Here is an 18,986-nt window from a genome sequence, read left to right as displayed (position 1 = left end):
AGGGCGACCACCACGGGCCGTCACCCCGGCTCTCACCGGCATCTAACCACGGGCACCTTCTCAAGTCCCGTAGAGAGGAGGGTCCACCAGTGACCGCCTTGTCCTACGCCCAGCAGCGGCTGTGGTTCCTGAACCAGCTGGACGGCCCCAGCGCGACCTACAACATGCCGTTCGCGCTCCGCCTTACCGGCGACCTGGATGCCGGCGCCTTGGCCGCGGCACTTCGGGACGTGCTCACCCGGCACGAAAGCCTGCGGACGATCTTCCCCGAGCGGGAGGGCGTCCCGGTGCAGCTGGTGCTCGACCCGGGGCAGGTGCATCTGGACCTGGTCGCCGTGCCGGTCGCGGCTGGTGACCTGCCGGACCTGCTGACCGCGGCTGGCCGGCAGACCTTCGACCTGTCCGTGGACCTGCCGGTGCACGCGCGGCTGTTCGTCCCGGAGCCGGGCGTCCACGTCCTGGTCCTGGTGGTGCACCACATCGCCGGCGACGGCTGGTCGGTCGGGCCACTGCTGCGCGACCTGTCGCAGGCGTACGCGGCCCGCCTCGGTGGCGTGGCACCGGACTGGGAGGAGCTGCCGGTCCAGTACACCGACTACACCATGTGGCAGCGCGAGCTGCTCGGGGACGAGCACGGCCTCCTTGCCGAGCAGCTGGACTACTGGCGTAAGGCCCTGGACGGCTCACCTGCCGAGATCGTCCTCCCGTTCGACCGGCGGCACCCGGCCGTGCCGAGCCACCACGGCGACCGGGTCTCCTTCACCATCCCCGCCGATCAGCACCACGCCCTGGTGAAGCTGGCCCGGGAGACCGACAGCACGCTGTTCATGGTGGTGCATACCGCGGTCACGGCCCTGCTGCACCGGCTCGGCGCCGGGGACGACATCCCGGTGGGTACGGTCGTCGCCGGGCGTACCGATGAGGCTCTGGACGATCTGGTCGGGTTCTTCGTCAACACGCTGGTGTTGCGCGCGGACGTGTCCGGCGAGCCGACCTTCCGGGAGCTGCTGTCCCGGCTGCGGGAAACCGCCCTGGGAGCCTTCGCGCACCAGGATATGCCGTTCGACAAGCTGGTGGAGGAGCTGGCCCCGACCCGCTCGCTGGCCCGCACGGCCCTGTTCCAGGTCATCGTGACCATGCAGAACAACGCCGCCGGCGGTCTCGACCTGCCCGGCATCCAGGTGGAGACCGAGCCCGTCGTGCTCAACGTGGCGAAGTTCGACCTGCTGGTGAACTTCACCGAGCGGCGGTCCGGCGGCGTGGACTGCATGATCGAGTACGCCACCGACGTGTTCGACGCGGGCACGGTCCAGGCGCTCGCCGACCGGCTCGGCACTGTCCTTGCCGCTCTTGCGGCCACCCCGGACGCCCTGGTCCGCGATGTCGAACTGCTGGCGTCGGACGAGCGCCGGGCCCTCACCACCGCACCGGAACCACATGACGTCGGCACCGACACGATCGTCACCCGGTTCGCGGCGCAGGTGGCTGCCCGGCCCGAATCGATCGCTCTGACCTGCGGCGAAACGTCCATGACGTACGGCGAACTCGACGCGGCCGCGAACCGTCTCGCGCACCACCTGATCGCGCACGGTGCCGGCCCGGAGAAGCTGGTCGCCATCCGCTTCCCGCGCTGTCACGAGGCCGTGGTGGCGCTGCTGGGCGTGCTCAAGTCCGGCGCGGCGTACCTGCCGGTCGACCCCACCTACCCGGTCGACCGGATCGCCTTCATGCTCGCGGACGCCGACCCGGTATGCACGGTGACGCCGGAGACGCTCGCCGATTCCGCCGGTCGGCCGGACACCGATCCGGGCGTGTCGCTGCTTCCCGCCCACCCGGCCTACGTCATCTACACCTCCGGTTCCACCGGCCGCCCCAAGGGCGTCGTCGTCCCGCACACCAACGCGGTACGCCTGCTCGACCGCACCGACCACTGGTTCGACTTCGGCCCGGACGACGTGTGGACGCTGTTCCACTCGTACGCGTTCGACTTCTCGGTCTGGGAGTTGTGGGGTCCGCTGCTCAAAGGCGGCCGCCTCGTCGTGGTGTCCTATGCGGACAGTCGCTCGCCGGAGGACTTCCTCCGGCTGCTGGTCGACCAGAAGGTCACGGTTCTCAACCAGACCCCGTCGGCGTTCTATCAGCTCATGGCCGCCGACCGGGACGCCCCGGCGCTCGGCGCCGAGCTGTCGTTGCGGACGGTCATCTTCGGTGGCGAGGCCCTGGATCTGGGTCGCCTGGCCGACTGGTACTCGCGGCACGACCCCGCCACCACCGTCCTGGTGAACATGTACGGCATCACCGAGACCACCGTGCACGTCTCCTACATCGCCCTCGACGCCGAGTCCGCCGCCTCTCTGCCCGGCTCGGTCGTCGGCGCGGCGATCCCGGACCTCGCCATGTACGTCCTCGACGAGCGCCTGCGCCCGGTCCCGGTCGGCGTGGCCGGCGAGCTCTACGTCGCCGGCGCCGGACTCGCCCGCGGCTACCTCAACCGCCCCGACCTGAGCGCGACGCGCTTCGTGGCGAACCCGTTCGGTGCGGCCGGTGAGCGGCTCTACCGCACCGGTGACGTGGGCCGTTGGCTGGCCGACGGTCACCTGGAATATCTGGGCCGCAGCGACGACCAGGTCCAGCTCCGTGGCTTCCGGGTGGAGCTGGGCGAGGTCGAGCAGGTGCTGGCTCAGCAGCCCGGCGTGACAGGCGCGGCCGTCCTGGTCCGCGACGACCGGCTGATCGGCTACGTGACCGGTGACGTCGACCCGGTCCTGGTCCGCGACCAGGTCGGTCGGGTCCTGCCCGACTACATGGTCCCGTCGGTCGTCATGGTGCTGCCCGCGTTCCCGCTGACCGGCAACGGCAAGCTCGACCGGGGCGCGCTGCCCGCCCCCGACCTCGCCCACGCAGGAACCAGCCGCGAGCCGCGTACGCCCGTCGAACGCATCATGTGCGGCCTGTTCGCCGAAGTGCTCGGGCTGGAGACGGTCGGCGCCGACGACGACTTCTTCGCGCTGGGTGGGCACTCGCTGCTCGCCACCCGCCTCGCGTCGCGGGCCCGTACAGCGCTGAACATCGAGTTGCCGGTGCGTGAGGTGTTCACCGCGTCGACACCCGCGCGGCTGTCCGCCGTCGCCGAGGCCGCAGCCGGCACCGCTCGGCCCCGGCTGCGGATGATGGACCTGCCCGACCCGCTGCCGTTGTCGGCGGCCCAGCAGCGGTTGTGGTTCCTCAACCAGCTCGAAGGCCCCAGCGCCACCTACAACATGCCGTACGCCCTGCGCCTCGACGGAGACCTCGACGCCGCCGCCCTGCGCGCCGCGCTGACCGACCTCGTCGGACGCCACGAGAGCCTGCGTACGGTGTTCCCGGACGAGAACGGCGAACCGCGCCAGCTCGTTCTGGGTGCCGCCGACCTCGAGATGACGCTGACCGAGGTCACCCTCGACGCCGACGCGCTGCGCGGCGAACTGGACGACGCCGCCGCCGTCCGGTTCGACCTCGACCGGGAGCTGCCGGTCCGCGCCTGGCTGTGGCGACTCGGGCCGACCGAGCATGTGCTCGGCCTGGTCATCCACCACATCGCCGCCGACGGCTGGTCCATGGCGCCGTTGCTGCGCGACCTGTCGACCGCGTACACCGCCCGGGTCGCCGGACACGCTCCGCGGTGGACGCCGCTCGTCGCCCGGTACGCCGACTACACCATGTGGCAGCGGGAACTGCTCGGCGACGGCGCCGACCCGGACAGCATGCTCAGCCAGCAGCTCGCGTACTGGAAGAAGACCCTGTCCGGCGCGCCGCAGGAGCTGGAGCTGCCGTTCGACCGCCCGCACCCGGCGGTCGCGACCCACCAGGGCGGGCACATCCGGTTCCGGCTGGACGCCGACCTGCACCGGGCGCTGTGGAAGGTGGCCCGGGAGACGGACACCACCCTCTACATGGTCCTCGAAGCGGCGTACGCCGTCCTGCTGCACCGGGCCGGCGCCGGGGACGACCTGCCGATCGGTGTGCCCATCGCCGGGCGTACCGATGAGGCGTTGGACGATCTGGCCGGGTTCTTCGTCAACAATCTGGTGCTGCGCACCGATCTGCGCGGCAACCCCACCTTCGCCGGCCTGCTGGCCCGGGTCCGGGAGACCGCGCTGAGCGCTCTGGCCCACTCCGACGTGCCGTTCGACCGGGTGGTCGAGGAGCTGGCGCCGACCCGGTCGGCGTCGCGGCAGCCGCTCGTGCAGGTGTTGCTGGCCCTGCAGAACACCGCGAGCGCCGGACTGACCTTCCCCGGGCTCACCGTCGCCGCCGTGCCGATGAACCTGAACGTGGCGAAGTTCGACCTGCTCGCCGCGTTCGAGGAGCTGGGCAGCCGCGCGGAGCCGGGCGGGCTCGCCGGCGTCGTCGAGTACGCCGCCGACGTCTTCGACCGCTCCACCGCACAGTCCCTCACCGACCGGCTGATCCGGATCCTGACCACCGTGGCCGCCGACCCGCACATCCGGCTCGCCCGGCTCGGCACCCTCACCCCGGCCGAGCACCAGCAGATGCTCACCGCCGGGGACCGGACGCTGCCCCGGCCGCCGGTCACCTCGGTGCCGGAGATGTTCGCGGCGCAGGTCGCCCGGACCCCGGACGCTCCGGCCCTGGTCCTGGGCGACACGACCGTCACGTACGCGGAACTCGAGGTCCGGGCCAACCGGCTCGCCCACCGGCTGATCGCCGCCGGGACGGGCCCCGAGACGGCCGTGGCCGTCCTGATGGACCGCTCGATCGACCTGGTCGTCAGCATGCTGGCCGTGCTCAAGGCCGGCGGCGCGTACGTCCCGCTGCTGCCGACCTACCCGGCCGACCGGCTGAGCTGGATCGCCGGGCAGGCGAACGCCGCCGTGCTGCTCGTCGACCCGGAGCTGGCCGGGCTGGAGTTCGAGCATCACGCCACGGTGCTCGTCGCCACGGACCAGCCGGGGGCGGACCACGACCCGGGCATCCGGCCGCACCCCGACAGCCTCGGCTACGTCATGTACACCTCGGGCTCGACCGGGCGCCCCAAGGGTGTGGCGGTCCGGCACCGCGACATCGTCGCGCTGGTCGCCGACCGGCGCTGGGACGGCGGCGCCCACGACCGGGTGCTGTGCCGCTCGCCGCACGCCTTCGACGCCTCCACCTACGAGTTGTGGGTGCCGCTGCTGCGCGGCGGGACGGTCGTCGTCGCTCCGGCCGGCGAACTGGACGTGCCGACGCTCGGCCGGACGATCGCCGAGGGGCGGGTCACCTCGGCGTTCCTCACCACCGCACTGTTCAATCTGCTCGTCGAGGAGGGCTCCGAGCACCTGGGCGGGCTGCGCGAGGTGCTGACCGGTGGTGAGGCGGGCAGCCCCGGCACGATGCGCCGGTTCCTCAAGAACTGCCCGAACACCACCCTGAGCCATGTGTACGGCCCGACCGAGGCGACGACCTTCGCGACCGCGTACCCGATGACCGACTCGGCGGACCTGCCCGAGGAGGACGCACCGATCGGCACGCCGTTGGACGGGATGCGCGCGTACGTGCTCGACCGGCATCTGCAACCGGTGGCGCACGGCGTCATCGGCGAGCTGTACCTCGCCGGACCCGGCCTCGCCCGCGGCTACGTCGGCCGCGCCGACCTGACCGCCGAACGCTTCGTCGCCGACCCGACCGGCCGCCCCGGCGTGCGGATGTACCGCACCGGCGACCTCGTCCGGTGGAACTCCGCCGGCCAGATCGTCTTCGTGGGCCGCACCGACGGTCAGGTGAAACTGCGTGGGTTCCGGATCGAGCTCGGCGAAATCGAGGCGGCGCTGGCCGCCCACCACGACGTCGGCCAGACGGTCGTGGTCGTCCGCGAGGGCCGGCCCGGTGACCAGCGGCTGGTCGGTTACGTCACCCCCGGCCGCTCCGGCCGCCCGGTCAGCGCCACCGAGGTCCGCGAGTGCGCGGCCCGGCTGCTGCCCGAGTTCATGGTGCCGGCCGTCGTGGTGCCCCTGGACACGCTGCCGCTAACCATCAACGGCAAGGTCGACCGCAAGGCGCTGCCCGTACCGGACCTCGCCGTCCTCACCGGGCCCGCCCGCGCGCCGCGCAACGAGCGCGAGGAGATCCTCTGTGGACTCTTTGCGGACCTGCTCGGCCTGCCGTCTATCGGCATCGACGACGACTTCTTCACCCTCGGTGGGCACTCGCTGCTCGCGGCCCGGCTAGCCTCGCGGGTCCGCGCCGCGCTCGGCGTCCAGATCGCCGTCCGGGACGTGTTCACCGCGTCCACCCCGGCCCGCCTCGCCGCCGTCGCGGCCACCGCGGCCGGTGACATCCGGCCCGCGCTGCTCGCCATGACCCGGCCCGCCGAGCTGCCGCTGTCGGCCGCCCAGCGCCGGCTGTGGTTCCTGCACCAGCTCGAAGGGCCGAGCGCCACCTACAACATGCCCGTCCTGCTGCGGGTGCGGGGCGTCCTGGACACGGCCGCGCTGCGCTCAGCGTTGGACGACCTGGTCGCCCGGCACGAGACCCTGCGTACGCTGTTCGCCGAGCAGGACGGCAGCCCGGTGCAGCGGGTGCTGGACCCCGCCGAGGGCCGACTGCGGCTGGACCACGTCCGGATCGCACCGGCCGAACTGGACGCCGCCCTGGCCGATGCCATCAACCACCTGTTCGACCTGGGTGCCGAGGCGCCCGTCCGGGTACGGCTGTTCGAGCTGGGCCCGGAGGAGTACGTGCTCGCGGTGGTCATGCACCACATCGCGGGCGACGGCTGGTCGATGACGCCGCTGCTGCGTGACCTCGGACAGGCGTACACCGCCCGGATCGCGGGGGAGGGGCCGAACTGGGCGCCGCTGCCGGTGCAGTACGCCGACTACACGCTCTGGCAGCACGAGCTGTTCGGCGCGGTCGGCGACCCGGAGAGCCTGATCGGCACGCAGACCGCGTACTGGCGCAAGGCCCTGGCCGGGATGCCGGCCGAGCTGGAGTTGCCCTTCGACCGGGCCCGCCCGGCGGTGCCCTCGCACGCCGGCGGTCACGTGCCGTTCACGGTGCGCCCCGAGCTGCACCGCGCGCTGGTCGACCTGGCCCGCGAGCACGACGCCACGCTGCACATGGTGTTGCAGGCCGCGTTCGCGGTGCTGCTGCACCGGCTCGGCGCCGGCGACGACCTGCCCATCGGCACGCCCGTCGCGGGCCGGGCCGACGAAGCCCTCGACGACCTGATCGGGTTCTTCGTCAACACCCTCGTCCTGCGGGCCGACCTGTCCGGCGACCCGGCGTTCACGGAGCTGCTGGCCCGGTTCCGGGAAACCGCCCTGGACGGGTACGCGCACGCCGACGTCCCCTTCGACCACCTGGTCGAGGAGCTGGCCCCGGACCGTTCGCTGGCCCGGCAGCCACTGTTCCAGGTGATGTGCGTGCTGCAGAACAACGCCCGGGGCGCATACGGCTTCGGCGGCCTCGACGTGACCCCCGAACCGGTGGGCCTGCCGATTGCCAAGTTCGACCTGACCACGACATTCGGCGAGAACGTGGGTGCGGACGGCGAACCGGCCGGTCTTGTGGGCACGCTGGAATACGCCGCTGACCTGTTCGACCGGGGGACGGCGGAGACGCTGGCCGCCCGGCTGGTCCGGGTCATCGAGGCGGTGGCGACCACGCCGGACCGTCCGATCGGCCGCCTCGACGTGCTCTCCGCGGCGGAGCGGACCCAGGTGCTGCAGACGTGGAACGACACACGGACGGCGGTACATACCGACACGATCGACGCGCTGTTCACGGCGCAGGTCGCCCGTACGCCAAACGCCACGGCACTGATCGGTGACGACAGCACCCTCACCTACGCGGAGCTGGATGCGCGGGCGACGACGTTGGCGCGCTGGCTGATCGGGCGCGGCGCCGGCCCCGAGGATCTGGTGGCGCTGTCGTTCCCGCGCTCCGTGCACTGGATCGTCGCCATGGTGGCGGTCGCCAAGACGGGTGCGGCGTTCCTGCCGATCGACCCGGCCTACCCGGCCGAGCGGATCCGGTTCACGGTCGAGGACGCGCGGCCGGTGGTGGTGTTGACCGTCGCCGAGACGGCCAGCGGCCTCCCGCCGGTCGACGCGCCGCTGGCCGTGCTGGACTCGGCCGAGGTGGCCGCCGAGGTGGCCGCCCAGCCGGTCTATCCGGTGACCGATGGGGACCGGGTCCGCCCATTGCGGCTGGTGAACACGGCCTACGTCATCTACACCTCGGGCTCCACCGGCCGACCCAAGGGCGTCGCGGTCAGCCACACCGGCGTCGCGAGCCTGGTCCGCGCCCTGGTCGACGGGTACGAGATGGGACCGGACAGTCGGTTCCTCCAGTTCGCCTCGCCCAGTTTCGACGGCGCGCAGGCGGAGATCTGGCCGGCTCTGTTGTCCGGCGCGGCCCTGGTGGTGCCGTCGAAGGATCGGCTGACCGTCGGACCGCCGCTGGCCGACACGGTCGACGCCACCGGCGTGACCCACATGACCATCCCGCCGGCCGCGCTGGCCGTGCTCCCGGAGAACTCCCTGGCCGGCGTGCACACGCTGGTGGTGGCGGGTGAGGCCGTGTCCGCCGAGGTGGTGGACCGGTGGGCCGGAATTCGCCGCATGATCAACTGCTACGGGCCGACCGAGTGCACGGTGGACGCCACCAACAGCCGCCCGCTGCGCCCGGGGCAGTGGCCGGCGCCGATCGGTGGACCGCTGACCAACATGCGGGCGTACGTGCTGGACCAGCGCCTGCGGCCGGTGCCACCCGGCGTGGCGGGCGAGCTGTACCTGGCCGGACCCGGGGTGGCCCGCGGCTACCTGCACCGGCCCGGCCTGTCCTCGGAACGCTTCGTGGCCTGCCCGTGGGGCACTCCGGGGGAGCGGATGTACCGCACCGGTGACCTGATGAAGTGGGCTCCGGACGGGCAGCTCGTGTTCCTCGGCCGGACCGACGACCAGGTGAAGATCCGTGGCTTCCGGATCGAGCTGGGCGAGGTCACCCGGGTGGTCGCCGGCCACCCGGACGTGCACCAGGCCGCGGTGATCGTGCGGGAGGACCGGCCCGGCGACAAACGTCTCGTCGCTTACGTGACGCCGGCGGCCGGCCGCGTGCCCGACCCCGACGGGGTGCGGGACCACACCGCGAGGCTGCTGCCCAGCTTCATGGTGCCGGCAGTGGTCGTGCTCGACGTCATGCCGCTGACCACCAACCGCAAGATCGATCGGGCTGCGCTGCCCGCACCGGTCGTGGTCGCCGACCTCGGCCGGGGAGCACGCGACGAGCGCGAGCAGGTCCTGTGCGACCTGTTCGCCGAGGAACTGGGCCTGCCCGCCGTCGGCATCGACGACGACTTCTTCACCCTCGGCGGGCACTCCCTGCTGGCGACGCGGCTGGCGGCGCGGATTCGAGCCGCACTCGACGTCGAACTGTCCGTCCGGGACGTGTTCCTCGGCCGTACGGTCGCCGCGGTAGCGGAAACGCTGGCCGGCGTCGCCCGCACGGCCGGCACCGCGATGCTGGTCGCCGACGCCCGGCTCGACCCGGCGCTCACCATCGGCACCGGCGGATACCGGCCGGGCCAGGAGCCGGAGCTGATCCTGCTCACCGGCGCCTCCGGCTTCCTCGGCTCCTTCCTGCTCGCCGAGTTGCTCACGGTGCATCCGCAGGCCCGGATCATCTGCCCGGTACGGGCCGCCGACCCGAGCGCAGCTCTGGCGCGGATCGAGAGCGGCCTGACCCGGTACCTGCTGTGGGACGAGCGGTACCGGGGCCGGATCATCGCGCTGCCTGGTGACCTTGAGGAGCCGCTGCTGGGTCTCGGTGACGCCCGGTTCACGGAGCTCTCCGGCACGGTCGACGTGATCTACCACAACGGCGCCCGAGTGCACCTGGCCGACCCGTACGAGCGGATGCGGGTGACCAACGTCGCCGCCACCCTGGATCTGATCAGGCTGGCCGCGGTACGCGGAATCCCGTTGCACTACGTCTCCACCACCAGCGTGCTGTTCTCCACGAAGGATGCGGAGACGGTCTTCACCGAGGATCGACGGGTCGAGGTGGACGGGCTGCCGGCCAACGGCTACATCCAGACCAAGTGGGTGGCGGAGGAGCTGCTCCGCGAGGCGGCCCGGCGCGGCCTACCCGTGTCCATCCACCGGCCCAGCCGGATCAGCGGTGCGGCGACGAGCGGCGCCACCGGTGCCGGCGACGCGTTCTGGAACCTGGTCCGGGCGTGCGTCGAGCTCGGTGCCGCTCCGGACGGCGACCAGCTTGCCGCCGTCGACATGGTCCCTGCCGATTACGTGGCAGCCGCGTTCGTCCGGCTGTCCCGGACTGCGGCGTTGGACGGCTCAGCCTTCCACCTGGTCAACCCGGTGCACACCCGGCCGGAGGGGGTGTTCGACGCGCTCCGCGCCACCGGCGTCGGGTTGCGGCGGCTGACGTGGGACGACTGGGTTGTCGCCCTCGACGACGCCGCGCGGACCGCCGGCCCGGGCAGCTCGCTACCGGGTGTGGCGCTCATGCCGGGCGCCTCGACCAGCAGACAGCGCAGCGAACCGACGCCGCGCTGCGACAGCACCATCACCCGACAGGAGCTCGCCGGTTCCGGTGTCGAGTGTCCAGCCGTCGGGCCGGACGTCCTCGCCCGCTATGTGCGGTTCCTCATCCACACCGGTTTCCTGCCCTTGGAGCGTTCATGAGCAAGCCCCTGATCCTGCGCAACCGGGCCTTCGCCCGGGTGTGGGCCGCGCAGATCGGCAGTCAGGTCGCCGGGCGGATGTTCCAGACCGGCATCGTGTGGTGGGTGGTCAGCGCGGTCAGCGAGGCGCACCGGGGCCGTTCGACCGGTCCGTTCATGATGCTGGCCAGCCTGCCTGCCGTCCTGCTCATCCCCGTGGTGGCCCGCACCCTGTCCCGGTACGCGAGCCGCACCATCATGCGGGCAGCCGAGCTGTGCGCGGCTACCGTCGCCCTGGTCCTGCTGGTGTGGGCGCTGGTCGGGGAGCTGCCGCTGCTCGCGCCGTACGCCGCAGTGCTCCTGTTGGCTGCCGCGCAATGCTTCTTCGACCCGTGCCTGACCAAGTCGGTGCCGGAGCTGGTGGACAAGGAGGACATTCAGCACGCGACGTCGTTCGAGATGTCCACCCAGTCCATCGCCGGGCTGTCCGGGGCGGTGGCGGGGCCGTTCCTGGTCCACCTCGGTGGCCCTGCGGCCCTCGTCGGGGTTTGCGCGGGCAGCTATCTCCTGTCGGCGGTGCTGTTGCACTTCACCGCTTTCCGGCCGGCGTCGCTGCAGGCGCCGGAGCCGCCCGCCGACCCGGACCCGTCCGGTGCGGCCGGGTCCGGCGGCACGAGCACGCTGGTCGCCCCGGCGCCCGCACCGGTCCGGCGCAAACTGCGGCACGTCCTCGCCGACCTGCCGTTCATCCGGTCCGTGCTGGTCTGCTTCGCCGCGGCGAACCTGTTCGCCACCGCCGGTGCGGTCATCTATCCGCTCTACGTGCGCGGCCTGTTCGGTGACAGCCCGTCCACCCTGGTGCTGTTCCAGGCGGCCCTCGGCATCGGCATGCTGGTCGGCTCGTTCTCCGGCCCGCACATTCCCGGGCGCCCGGCGACGCTCGGCCCGCTCTGCATCGCGGGCATCGCCACGGGCCTGCTCGTGCCGGGCCTGGTGACCGATCGGGTCGTGATCCCGGTGGCGCTGTTCGTGGTCGGCTGGTGTGCGGGCTTGCTCGGGGTCAAGTTCGTGACCTTGTTCCAGCACACCGTCCCGGCGGGCGACAAGCCGGTCTTCTTCGCCGCCATGCAGGCGTTGATGACGGTCACCTTCCCGGTGGCGTCGCTGACCTTCGGGTTCCTGGGCGATGCCTTGGAGCCGCAGACGCTGTGCCTCATCCAAGGCTTGGGCCTGCTGCCGGTGGCCTTGGTCCTGCTGACGCTGCGCGGCAAGGAACCGGCTCCGGCGAACTGAGACAGCAGCCGAGGCCGGGGGAGTGGCGAGTCCGCTTCCCCGGCCTCGGCTGTCGTACTGTCGGCGTTATGACGCAGCCGCAGACACACACCCTCGTCACGCCCGATGTGGACCTGGTCTACGACGTGCGCGGACCGCTTCCGCCCGCCGCCGGAAACCCGGTGCTGGTCATGATCGGCCAGCCGATGACGGCGGACGGCTTCGGTGCGCTCGCCGCCCACTTCACCGACCGGACGGTGGTGACGTACGACCCGCGTGGTCTGGGGCGGAGCACCACCCGGCGGGACGGCCGGACCGACCACACGCCGCAGGACCAGGCGGCCGACCTGCACGCGCTGGTGGGCGAGCTGGGCGCCGGGCCGGTGGACGTCTTCGCCAGCAGCGGCGGCGCGGTGACCGCCCTGGCCTGGGTCGCGGCCCATCCGGACGACGTCGCCACCCTGGTCGCCCACGAACCGCCGATCAACGCGGTGCTGCCGGACGCGGAGGCGGCTACCCGTGGCCGGGCCCGCTTCAACGACGCGTACGAGGCGAAGGGGTTCGGCGCGGGCATGGCGGCGTTCATGGCGATGGCTGCCTGGCAGGGCGAGTTCACCGAGGAGTTCTTCGCCCAGCCGCTACCCGATCCGGCGCTGATGGGCATGCCCGCCACCGACGACGGCAACCGCGACGATCCGCTGCTGTCGAGGAAGTCCTGGGCGGTGACCGACTTCCAGCCGGACGCCGCAGCGCTGACCGCCGCGCCGACCCGGATCGTGATCGCGGTCGGCGAGGAGTCCGCGGGCACCTACACCGCGCGGACGGCGCTGGGCACGGCAGCGCTGCTCGGCCAGGAGGCCACGGTGTTTCCCAGCCACCACGGCGGCTTCCTCGGCGGCGAGTTCGGCTATGCGGGCAAACCCGAAGAGTTCGCCGCCAAGCTGCGCGCGGTCCTTCAGCGATAGTGCGGCTGCGGCTCGTCCGGGTCGGCGCGGACGACGTCGAGGCGGGGGTCGGCCACCAGCCGGTCGATCAGGTCGATCGGGCCGCTGATCCCCGCCCAGTGCGGATCCACGTCGAAAGCGAAGCACCAGGCCCGGTCCGCGGGCCACACGAACGCCGGCTCCTCGGCAACGGGCGTGGTCGCGGGCCCGCGGAACAGCCAGTACGCACGTTCGGGCAGCACCACCTTCGGGCCGTCCCCAGTGGGCTTGCCGGCCCAGGAGATGCCGGAACCCTCCCAGAAGCAGAAGGAGCAGTCGTCCGGCGTGGTCGTTCCGGCCGCCAGGACCTCGAACAGGACAGGGAGTTGCCCGGAGCGCCACTCCTCGGCCTCGACGTCGTTCTCGCTCTGCTCCGGGTATGCGGGATCAGGCAACAGCCGGAGCCGTGCGGAGGCCGCGAATCCCGCCGGACCGAACGCCACGAGCCGTTGCCAGGGCAGCGGGCTGTCGGTGAGCCAGTCGGCGGCTGTCCGGTCGGTGCAGAGAGTGAGTGTCACCGCTCAGTTCTACCGGACCCGGTGCGGGAGCGGCGACGCAGCGGGGAGCTGGGCTTGGACGCCGCGAGGGGGTCCCAGTTCGGGCCGATCGGGCTGAGCTTGGCCGGGTCGGCGAGCACCGCTCCGGCGCGCACCTCGGCGCTCAGCGGGCGGCGCAGGATCGCTCCGGCCGTACCCAGTCCGCTGCTGACAGCGCCGACGATGCCGTTGCCCCAGATGGTGCTGGCGCCGGTGAGCCAGAGGCCGCGGATCTCGGTGCGCGGGCCGGGCCGGCGCGGGCCGATCTGGTCGGCGGCCATCTCGATGCCGTAGCAGGATCCCTGGGTGGACAGGGTGAACCGTTCCTGGGTGGCCGGCGTGGACGCTTCCTGCCAGACGATGTGGTCCCGCAGGCCGCCGATCACGGTGGCGGCCCGGTCGATGAGTTGCTCGGTGAGCTTCTCCTTGCGGGCGAGGTAGTCCGCGTCGCGGCGATAGTCGTCGCCGCTCGGCCAGAACGTGCCCTGCGGGGCGAGGCACATCACCTCGACCGTGCTGTGGCCGGCCGGAGCGGTGTGCGGGTTGCCCGGGTCCTTCGTGCTGGCCGAAGTGAGGAAGATCGGCACCTCGGCGGGGAGCCGGCCCTCCAGCACGTCGCGGTAGACGCCTTCCACGTCGGTGTGCGGGTAACACCAGTAGGTGCTGTTGGGGAGCCGCTCGGTGAGATCGATGTCCAGTCCGAGGTAGACGCTGAACAGCGGTAGCGCCATCCGGTACTTCCCGATCCGGGCGACGGTCTGCGGGCGCAGGTGCTCTGGCCCGACGAGGTCGAGGTAGGTGCGTTTGAGGTCCGCCCCGGACACGACGATCGGCGCCTGGACTCGCTCGCCGCCATCCAGTTCGACGCCGGTGACGGTCCCGTTCTCGACGAGGATCCTCCGCACCCGGGTCTTGGTGCGCACCGCGCCGCCGTGGGTCGCGATGACGTCGATGAGCTGGGCCGGCAGGACCTGGCCGCCGCCGCGGGGATACCAGGCGCCGCCGGTGAGGTAGTGATCGAGGAACCCGCCGTGCAAGGCGACCGAGGACCGCGACGGCGGTGTGCCGTAGTCGCCGGACTCGCCGACCAGCACCGCCCGAGCCAGCGGGCTGAGCCGGCACAGGGCGAAGAGTCGGCTCAGCGGCAGCTGGCCGAGCGTGGCGAGTGTCGGGGCCGACCGGGCGAATCGCAGCAGGCTGCGCAGGCTCCGGCCGGGCAGTTCACCGCGGCGCAGCTCGGTGCCGACCCGCCGCAGGATGCCGGCGGCCAGCCGCAGCCGGCGTCGTTCGCGGGGGAACGCCTCGGCCAGTCGCTCAAGGTAGGTGTCCCAGTCGCTCGGCACCCGGAAGGTGAGGCCCGGGAACACCAGGGTGGAGTGCCCGTCCGGGTCGAGCGGGCGGAACTCGATCCGCTGGTCCAGGCCGAGGCCGCGCAGCGCTGCCGTCATCCGTCCCTCGGGGTGGCATTCGCCGATGTAGTGCATGCCGACGTCGAACTCGTAGCGGTTGCCCTTGCGGCGGAACACCTGGCTGCAGCCGCCGGCCACCTGGTTCTGCTCGAGCACCAGGGTGCGCTTGCCGGCGGCGGTGAGGTAGGCGGCGCAGGTGAGCCCGCCGAGGCCGGAGCCGATGACGATCGCGTCCCACTCAGTCATGAAGGACACCTCCAACGCCGACCATAGCACATGATATATCAATTGCTATAGCGCTAGGATCGGTCGCGTGACCGACCACCGAGCCCAGCCTGACGTGCGGGTCCGCCTGCTCGAAGGTGCCGCCCGGCTGCTCGCCGAGGAGGGACCCGCGGCCCTCACGCTGCGCCGGGCCGCCGCGGAGGCCGAGACTTCCACCATGGGGGTCTACACCCACTTCGGCTCGATGGCCGACCTCGCCGACGCGGTGGTCGCGGAAGGCTTCGCCCGGCTCGCCGCCCTGCTCGCGGAGGTGCCGCGCAGCGAGGACGCGATCGCCGACCTGGCCGGGCTGGCCCAGGCCTACCTGATCAACGCCCGCCAGAACCCGCATCTGTACGCGGTCATGTTCGGCAGCGCGGCCCTCGGCAAGTTCCGGCCACAGGCCGCCTCCGAGCGCGGCCGCGGCCGGTACACCTTCGACGAGATCGTGGCCGGCACCCAACGTGCGGTGGCGCAGGGCCGGTTGCGCCCGGCCGATCCCGCAGCGATCGCGGCTCAACTGTGGACCGCCATGCACGGGTACGTCCTGCTCGACGTCGGCGGCTACTTCGGCGCGGACGGCGTCCCGCGGGTCCTGGTGCCGATGCTCGTCAACCTTCTCGCCGGGCTCGGTGCCGACCCGGACTCCACACTCGCCTCGATCACGGGACTCACGACCGACGAGCCCGCCCGTCACTGACCGGTGTGGCTTGGCGCCGCAGCGTATCGAATACGTCATCTATAACGATGCCGTTACCGCTCTGATAGCGAACCTTCCGGCGCCCTTAAGGCACCGACGCCCAGACTCCCAGCGTCACGATGATCGATTCGGGCCTGGGGAGGACCACTCGTGAAGCATGCGAGGAAGAGCAGGGCGGCACTGCGCGCGACCGTTTTCGGCGGCGTCACGCTCGCCGTGCTCGGCACCGGCGCGGTCGTGACCGCCGGATACACCGTCAGCGCCGGGGTCAACCCGCCCAACGCCGCCGACCAGCTCGCCGTCAGCACCGCGGCCGCCGACCAGTACGTCACCGGCAGCTCGACCGGCTTCACGAAGGGCTCGGGGGAGAAGTTCACCCGCCAGCAGGCGACCACGACCGAGCGTGGACTGACCTACGTCAGCTACGCCCGTACCTATCAAGATCTGCCGGTCTTCGTCGGCGGTGACACCGTCGTGGTCACCGGCAAGGACGGTGCGGTCAAGGGCAGCACCGCCGCAGCCGGGCCGCTGAAGGTCACCACCAAGGCCAAGCTCACGGCGAAGCAGGCGAGCGCCGCCGCCCTGGGCAAGCACCCCGGCAAGGTGCGCGGCACGCCGACGCTCGGCGTCATCGCCGAGGAGAAGGGCCGCCTCGTCTGGGAGGTCGTCGTCGACGGCCAGTCCGACCACGGTCCCAGCCGGGTGCACGCCTTCATCGACGCGCGCACCGGCGCCTACGCCGGCTCCTGGGACGAGATCGCCGGTGGCACCGGCAACGGCCACTACAACGGCAAGGTGCAGCTGGGCACCACCGGCAGCGGCGGCCAGTTCGAGCTGAAAGACCCGACCCGCGGCAATATGCGTACGGTCAACGAGTCCGGCGGTCGCGCCTTCACCGACGCCGACGACTCCTGGGGCAACGGTCAGGCGAAAGACCTGGTCACCGGCGCGGTCGACACCCAGTTCGCCGGCGCCACCATGTGGGACATGCTGAAGACCAAGTTCAACCGGAACGGCATCGACGGCAAGGGCCGCACCGCCACCATGTTCGTCGGGCTGGACGACGTCAACGCCTTCTACAGCTGCGCCGGCAACGGCGACGCCAGCCGCGACGAGACCAAGTACGGCCACACCCAGGACAACGCCCGCCAGGTCAACTCGGTCGACGTGGTCGCACACGAGCTGGGCCACGGCGTCTTCTGCCACACCCCCGGCGGCAGCCGCGGCACCTCGAACGAGACCGGCGGCATCAACGAGGGCACCGGCGACATCTTCGGCACGCTCGCCGAGCACTTCGCCAACAACCCCAACGACCCCGCGGACTACCTCGTCGGCGAAGAGGTCGATCTGGTCGGCCAGGGCCCGATCCGCACCATGTTCGACCCGGCGCAGAGCGGCGACCCGAACTGCTGGACCACCGCCATCCCGCGCACCGAGGTGCACTCGGCCGCCGGCCCGCTGAACCACTGGTTCTACCTGGCCGCGGAGGGCTCCAAGCCTGCGGGCAAGCCGGCCAGCCCGACCTGCAACAACAAGACGGTCACCGGCATCGGCCTGTGGGAAGCGGGCGAGATCTACTACCACGCCCTGCTGCGCAAGACCTCCGGCTGGACCTACAGCCAGGTCCGCAAGGCGACCCTGGACGCGACGAAGGAACTGCACCCGAACAGCTGCACCGAGTTCGACGCCGTCAAGGCAGCCTGGGACGCGGTGACCGTGCCGGCGCAGAACGACCCGACCTGCACCGCGACGCCGACCGACCCGGCGCCGAAGCCGACCGCCACGCCGTCCGCGACCCCGTCGGCAACTCCGTCCGGCCCGGTCCCCTCGGCGCCCGCGCCGAACGGCGGCCAGACCACCTCGACGGCCCCGGACATCGACGGCGCCAAGGTCGAGGCGCACCTGGACGAGTTCGCCCGCATCGCCGAGGAAAACGGCGGCAACCGCGCGCACGGCACCCCCGGCTACCAGGCTTCGATCGACTACGTCAAGAGCAAGCTGGACGCCGCCGGCTACACCACCAAGGTCACCGAGTTCACCTCGGGGGGCAAGACCGGCTACAACCTGATCGCTGACCTGCCCGGCCGGGGCGACCCGAACCAGGTCGTCATGCTCGGCGCGCACCTGGACAGCGTCGACGAGGGCCCCGGCATCAACGACAACGGCAGCGGCTCCGCCGGCGTCCTCGAGGTCGCGCTGACCTACGCCGCCTCCGGCGCCAAGGGCGACAAGGCCATCCGCTTCGGCTGGTGGGGTGCGGAGGAGGACGGCCTGGTCGGGTCGAAGGCGTACGTGGCTTCGCTGCCCGCCGCCGAGAAGGCCAAGCTGACCGCGTACCTGAACTTCGACATGATCGGTTCGCCGAACCCGGGGTACTTCGTCTACAACGACGACGCCAAGGGCGCGTTCATCACGCAGGCCTTCCAGGAGGGCTTCACCGCCAAGAGCATCGAGTCCGAGGGCGTCGGCCTGCGCGGCCGCTCCGACCACGCCGCGTTCATGGCGGCCGGCATCCCCAGCGGCGGCACCGCCACGCTGAGCCTCGCCGCCACGATGAGCCAGGCCCAGGCCCAGCGCTGGGGTGGCAAGGCCGGACAGCCGTTCGACCCCTGCTACCACAAGGACTGCGACACTCTGGACAACATCAGCACCGCCGCCCTGGACACGCACACCGACGTGGCCGCGTACGCCGCCTGGAAGCTGACCGGGGTCAAGGCGCCGGTGGAGTCGACTGGCGCTCGGGTGTCCAACGACGCCCCGTTCGCGATCCGCGACCGGGCCGCCGTCGAGTCGCCGATCACGGTGCAGCGGCAGGGTCAGGCCTCGGCCAACCTCAAGGTCGACGCCGACATCGCGCACACCTTCCGGGGCGACCTGGAGATCCACCTGATCGCGCCGGACGGCACGGAGTTCCGGCTCAAGAAGTCGAGCCGGTTCGACCGGGCCGACGACGTCAAGCTCGACGTGACGGTCGACGCCTCGGCCGAGCAGGCCGCGGGCACCTGGAAGCTGCGGGTGCGCGACCTCTACACCGGTGACACCGGCACATTGCGTTCCTGGGGCCTGACCTTCTAGAGGGTCAGGGGCACTGGCAGGGGACGGACCGCGGTGGGCGCGGTCCGTCCCCTGCCGCTATTGTCGGTTCTTGATCACTCG

At 71.8% G+C, this 18,986-nt stretch carries 7 protein-coding genes; 5 read left to right on the top strand and 2 right to left on the bottom strand.

Translation table 11 applies throughout. From position 1 onward, the window contains the following. The first annotated feature begins 89 nt into the window (after positions 1–89). From ACIA1L_RS32525 to ACIA1L_RS32515, 3 genes are all read left to right on the top strand, one after another. Entirely contained in the window at positions 90–10,688 is a 10,599-nt protein-coding gene (locus ACIA1L_RS32525; RefSeq protein ID WP_396076898.1) for an amino acid adenylation domain-containing protein, read from the top strand. Further along, complete coding sequence (locus ACIA1L_RS32520; protein WP_396076897.1) at positions 10,685–11,959, top strand: MFS transporter; 1,275 nt, start codon at positions 10,685–10,687, stop codon at positions 11,957–11,959. Before ACIA1L_RS32525 ends, ACIA1L_RS32520 begins: the two co-directional genes overlap by 4 nt. A gap of 68 nt (positions 11,960–12,027) precedes the next feature. Next, complete coding sequence (locus ACIA1L_RS32515; protein ID WP_396076896.1) at positions 12,028–12,903, top strand: alpha/beta fold hydrolase; 876 nt, start codon at positions 12,028–12,030, stop codon at positions 12,901–12,903. Here the strand turns inward: ACIA1L_RS32515 and ACIA1L_RS32510 are convergent. Together ACIA1L_RS32510 and ACIA1L_RS32505 are read right to left on the bottom strand one after the other, a co-directional pair. Then, a complete protein-coding gene (locus tag ACIA1L_RS32510; protein WP_396076895.1) occupies positions 12,894–13,439 on the bottom strand; it encodes a hypothetical protein in 546 nt (181 codons plus the stop codon). The genes ACIA1L_RS32515 and ACIA1L_RS32510 overlap by 10 nt on opposite strands. Next, positions 13,436–15,112, bottom strand: coding sequence for a phytoene desaturase family protein (locus tag ACIA1L_RS32505; RefSeq protein ID WP_396076894.1), 1,677 nt, complete (start codon positions 15,110–15,112; stop codon positions 13,436–13,438). The genes ACIA1L_RS32510 and ACIA1L_RS32505 overlap by 4 nt, the downstream gene beginning before the upstream one ends. A gap of 67 nt (positions 15,113–15,179) precedes the next feature. Between ACIA1L_RS32505 and ACIA1L_RS32500 the strand changes: the two genes are divergently transcribed. Further along, entirely contained in the window at positions 15,180–15,830 is a 651-nt protein-coding gene (locus ACIA1L_RS32500; protein ID WP_396076893.1) for a TetR/AcrR family transcriptional regulator, read from the top strand. A gap of 150 nt (positions 15,831–15,980) precedes the next feature. Continuing rightward, a complete protein-coding gene (locus tag ACIA1L_RS32495) occupies positions 15,981–18,905 on the top strand; it encodes a M28 family peptidase (RefSeq protein ID WP_396076891.1) in 2,925 nt (974 codons plus the stop codon). The last annotated feature ends 81 nt before the right edge of the window (positions 18,906–18,986 follow it).

Source organism: Actinoplanes sp. NPDC051859, from assembly GCF_044452725.1.
Taxonomy (GTDB): domain Bacteria; phylum Actinomycetota; class Actinomycetes; order Mycobacteriales; family Micromonosporaceae; genus Actinoplanes.
Note: the sequence above shows the minus strand (reverse complement) of the source record. Positions and strands in the feature narration are given on the sequence as shown.

Bases quoted from the DNA above. Each gene is read 5' to 3' on its own strand.
- ACIA1L_RS32520 (WP_396076897.1), top strand. From the start codon at position 10,685: ATGAGCAAGCCCCTGATCCTGCGCAACCGGGCCTTCGCCCGGGTGTGG.
- ACIA1L_RS32505 (WP_396076894.1), bottom strand. From the start codon at position 15,112: ATGACTGAGTGGGACGCGATCGTCATCGGCTCCGGCCTCGGCGGGCTC.
- ACIA1L_RS32515 (WP_396076896.1), top strand. From the start codon at position 12,028: ATGACGCAGCCGCAGACACACACCCTCGTCACGCCCGATGTGGACCTG.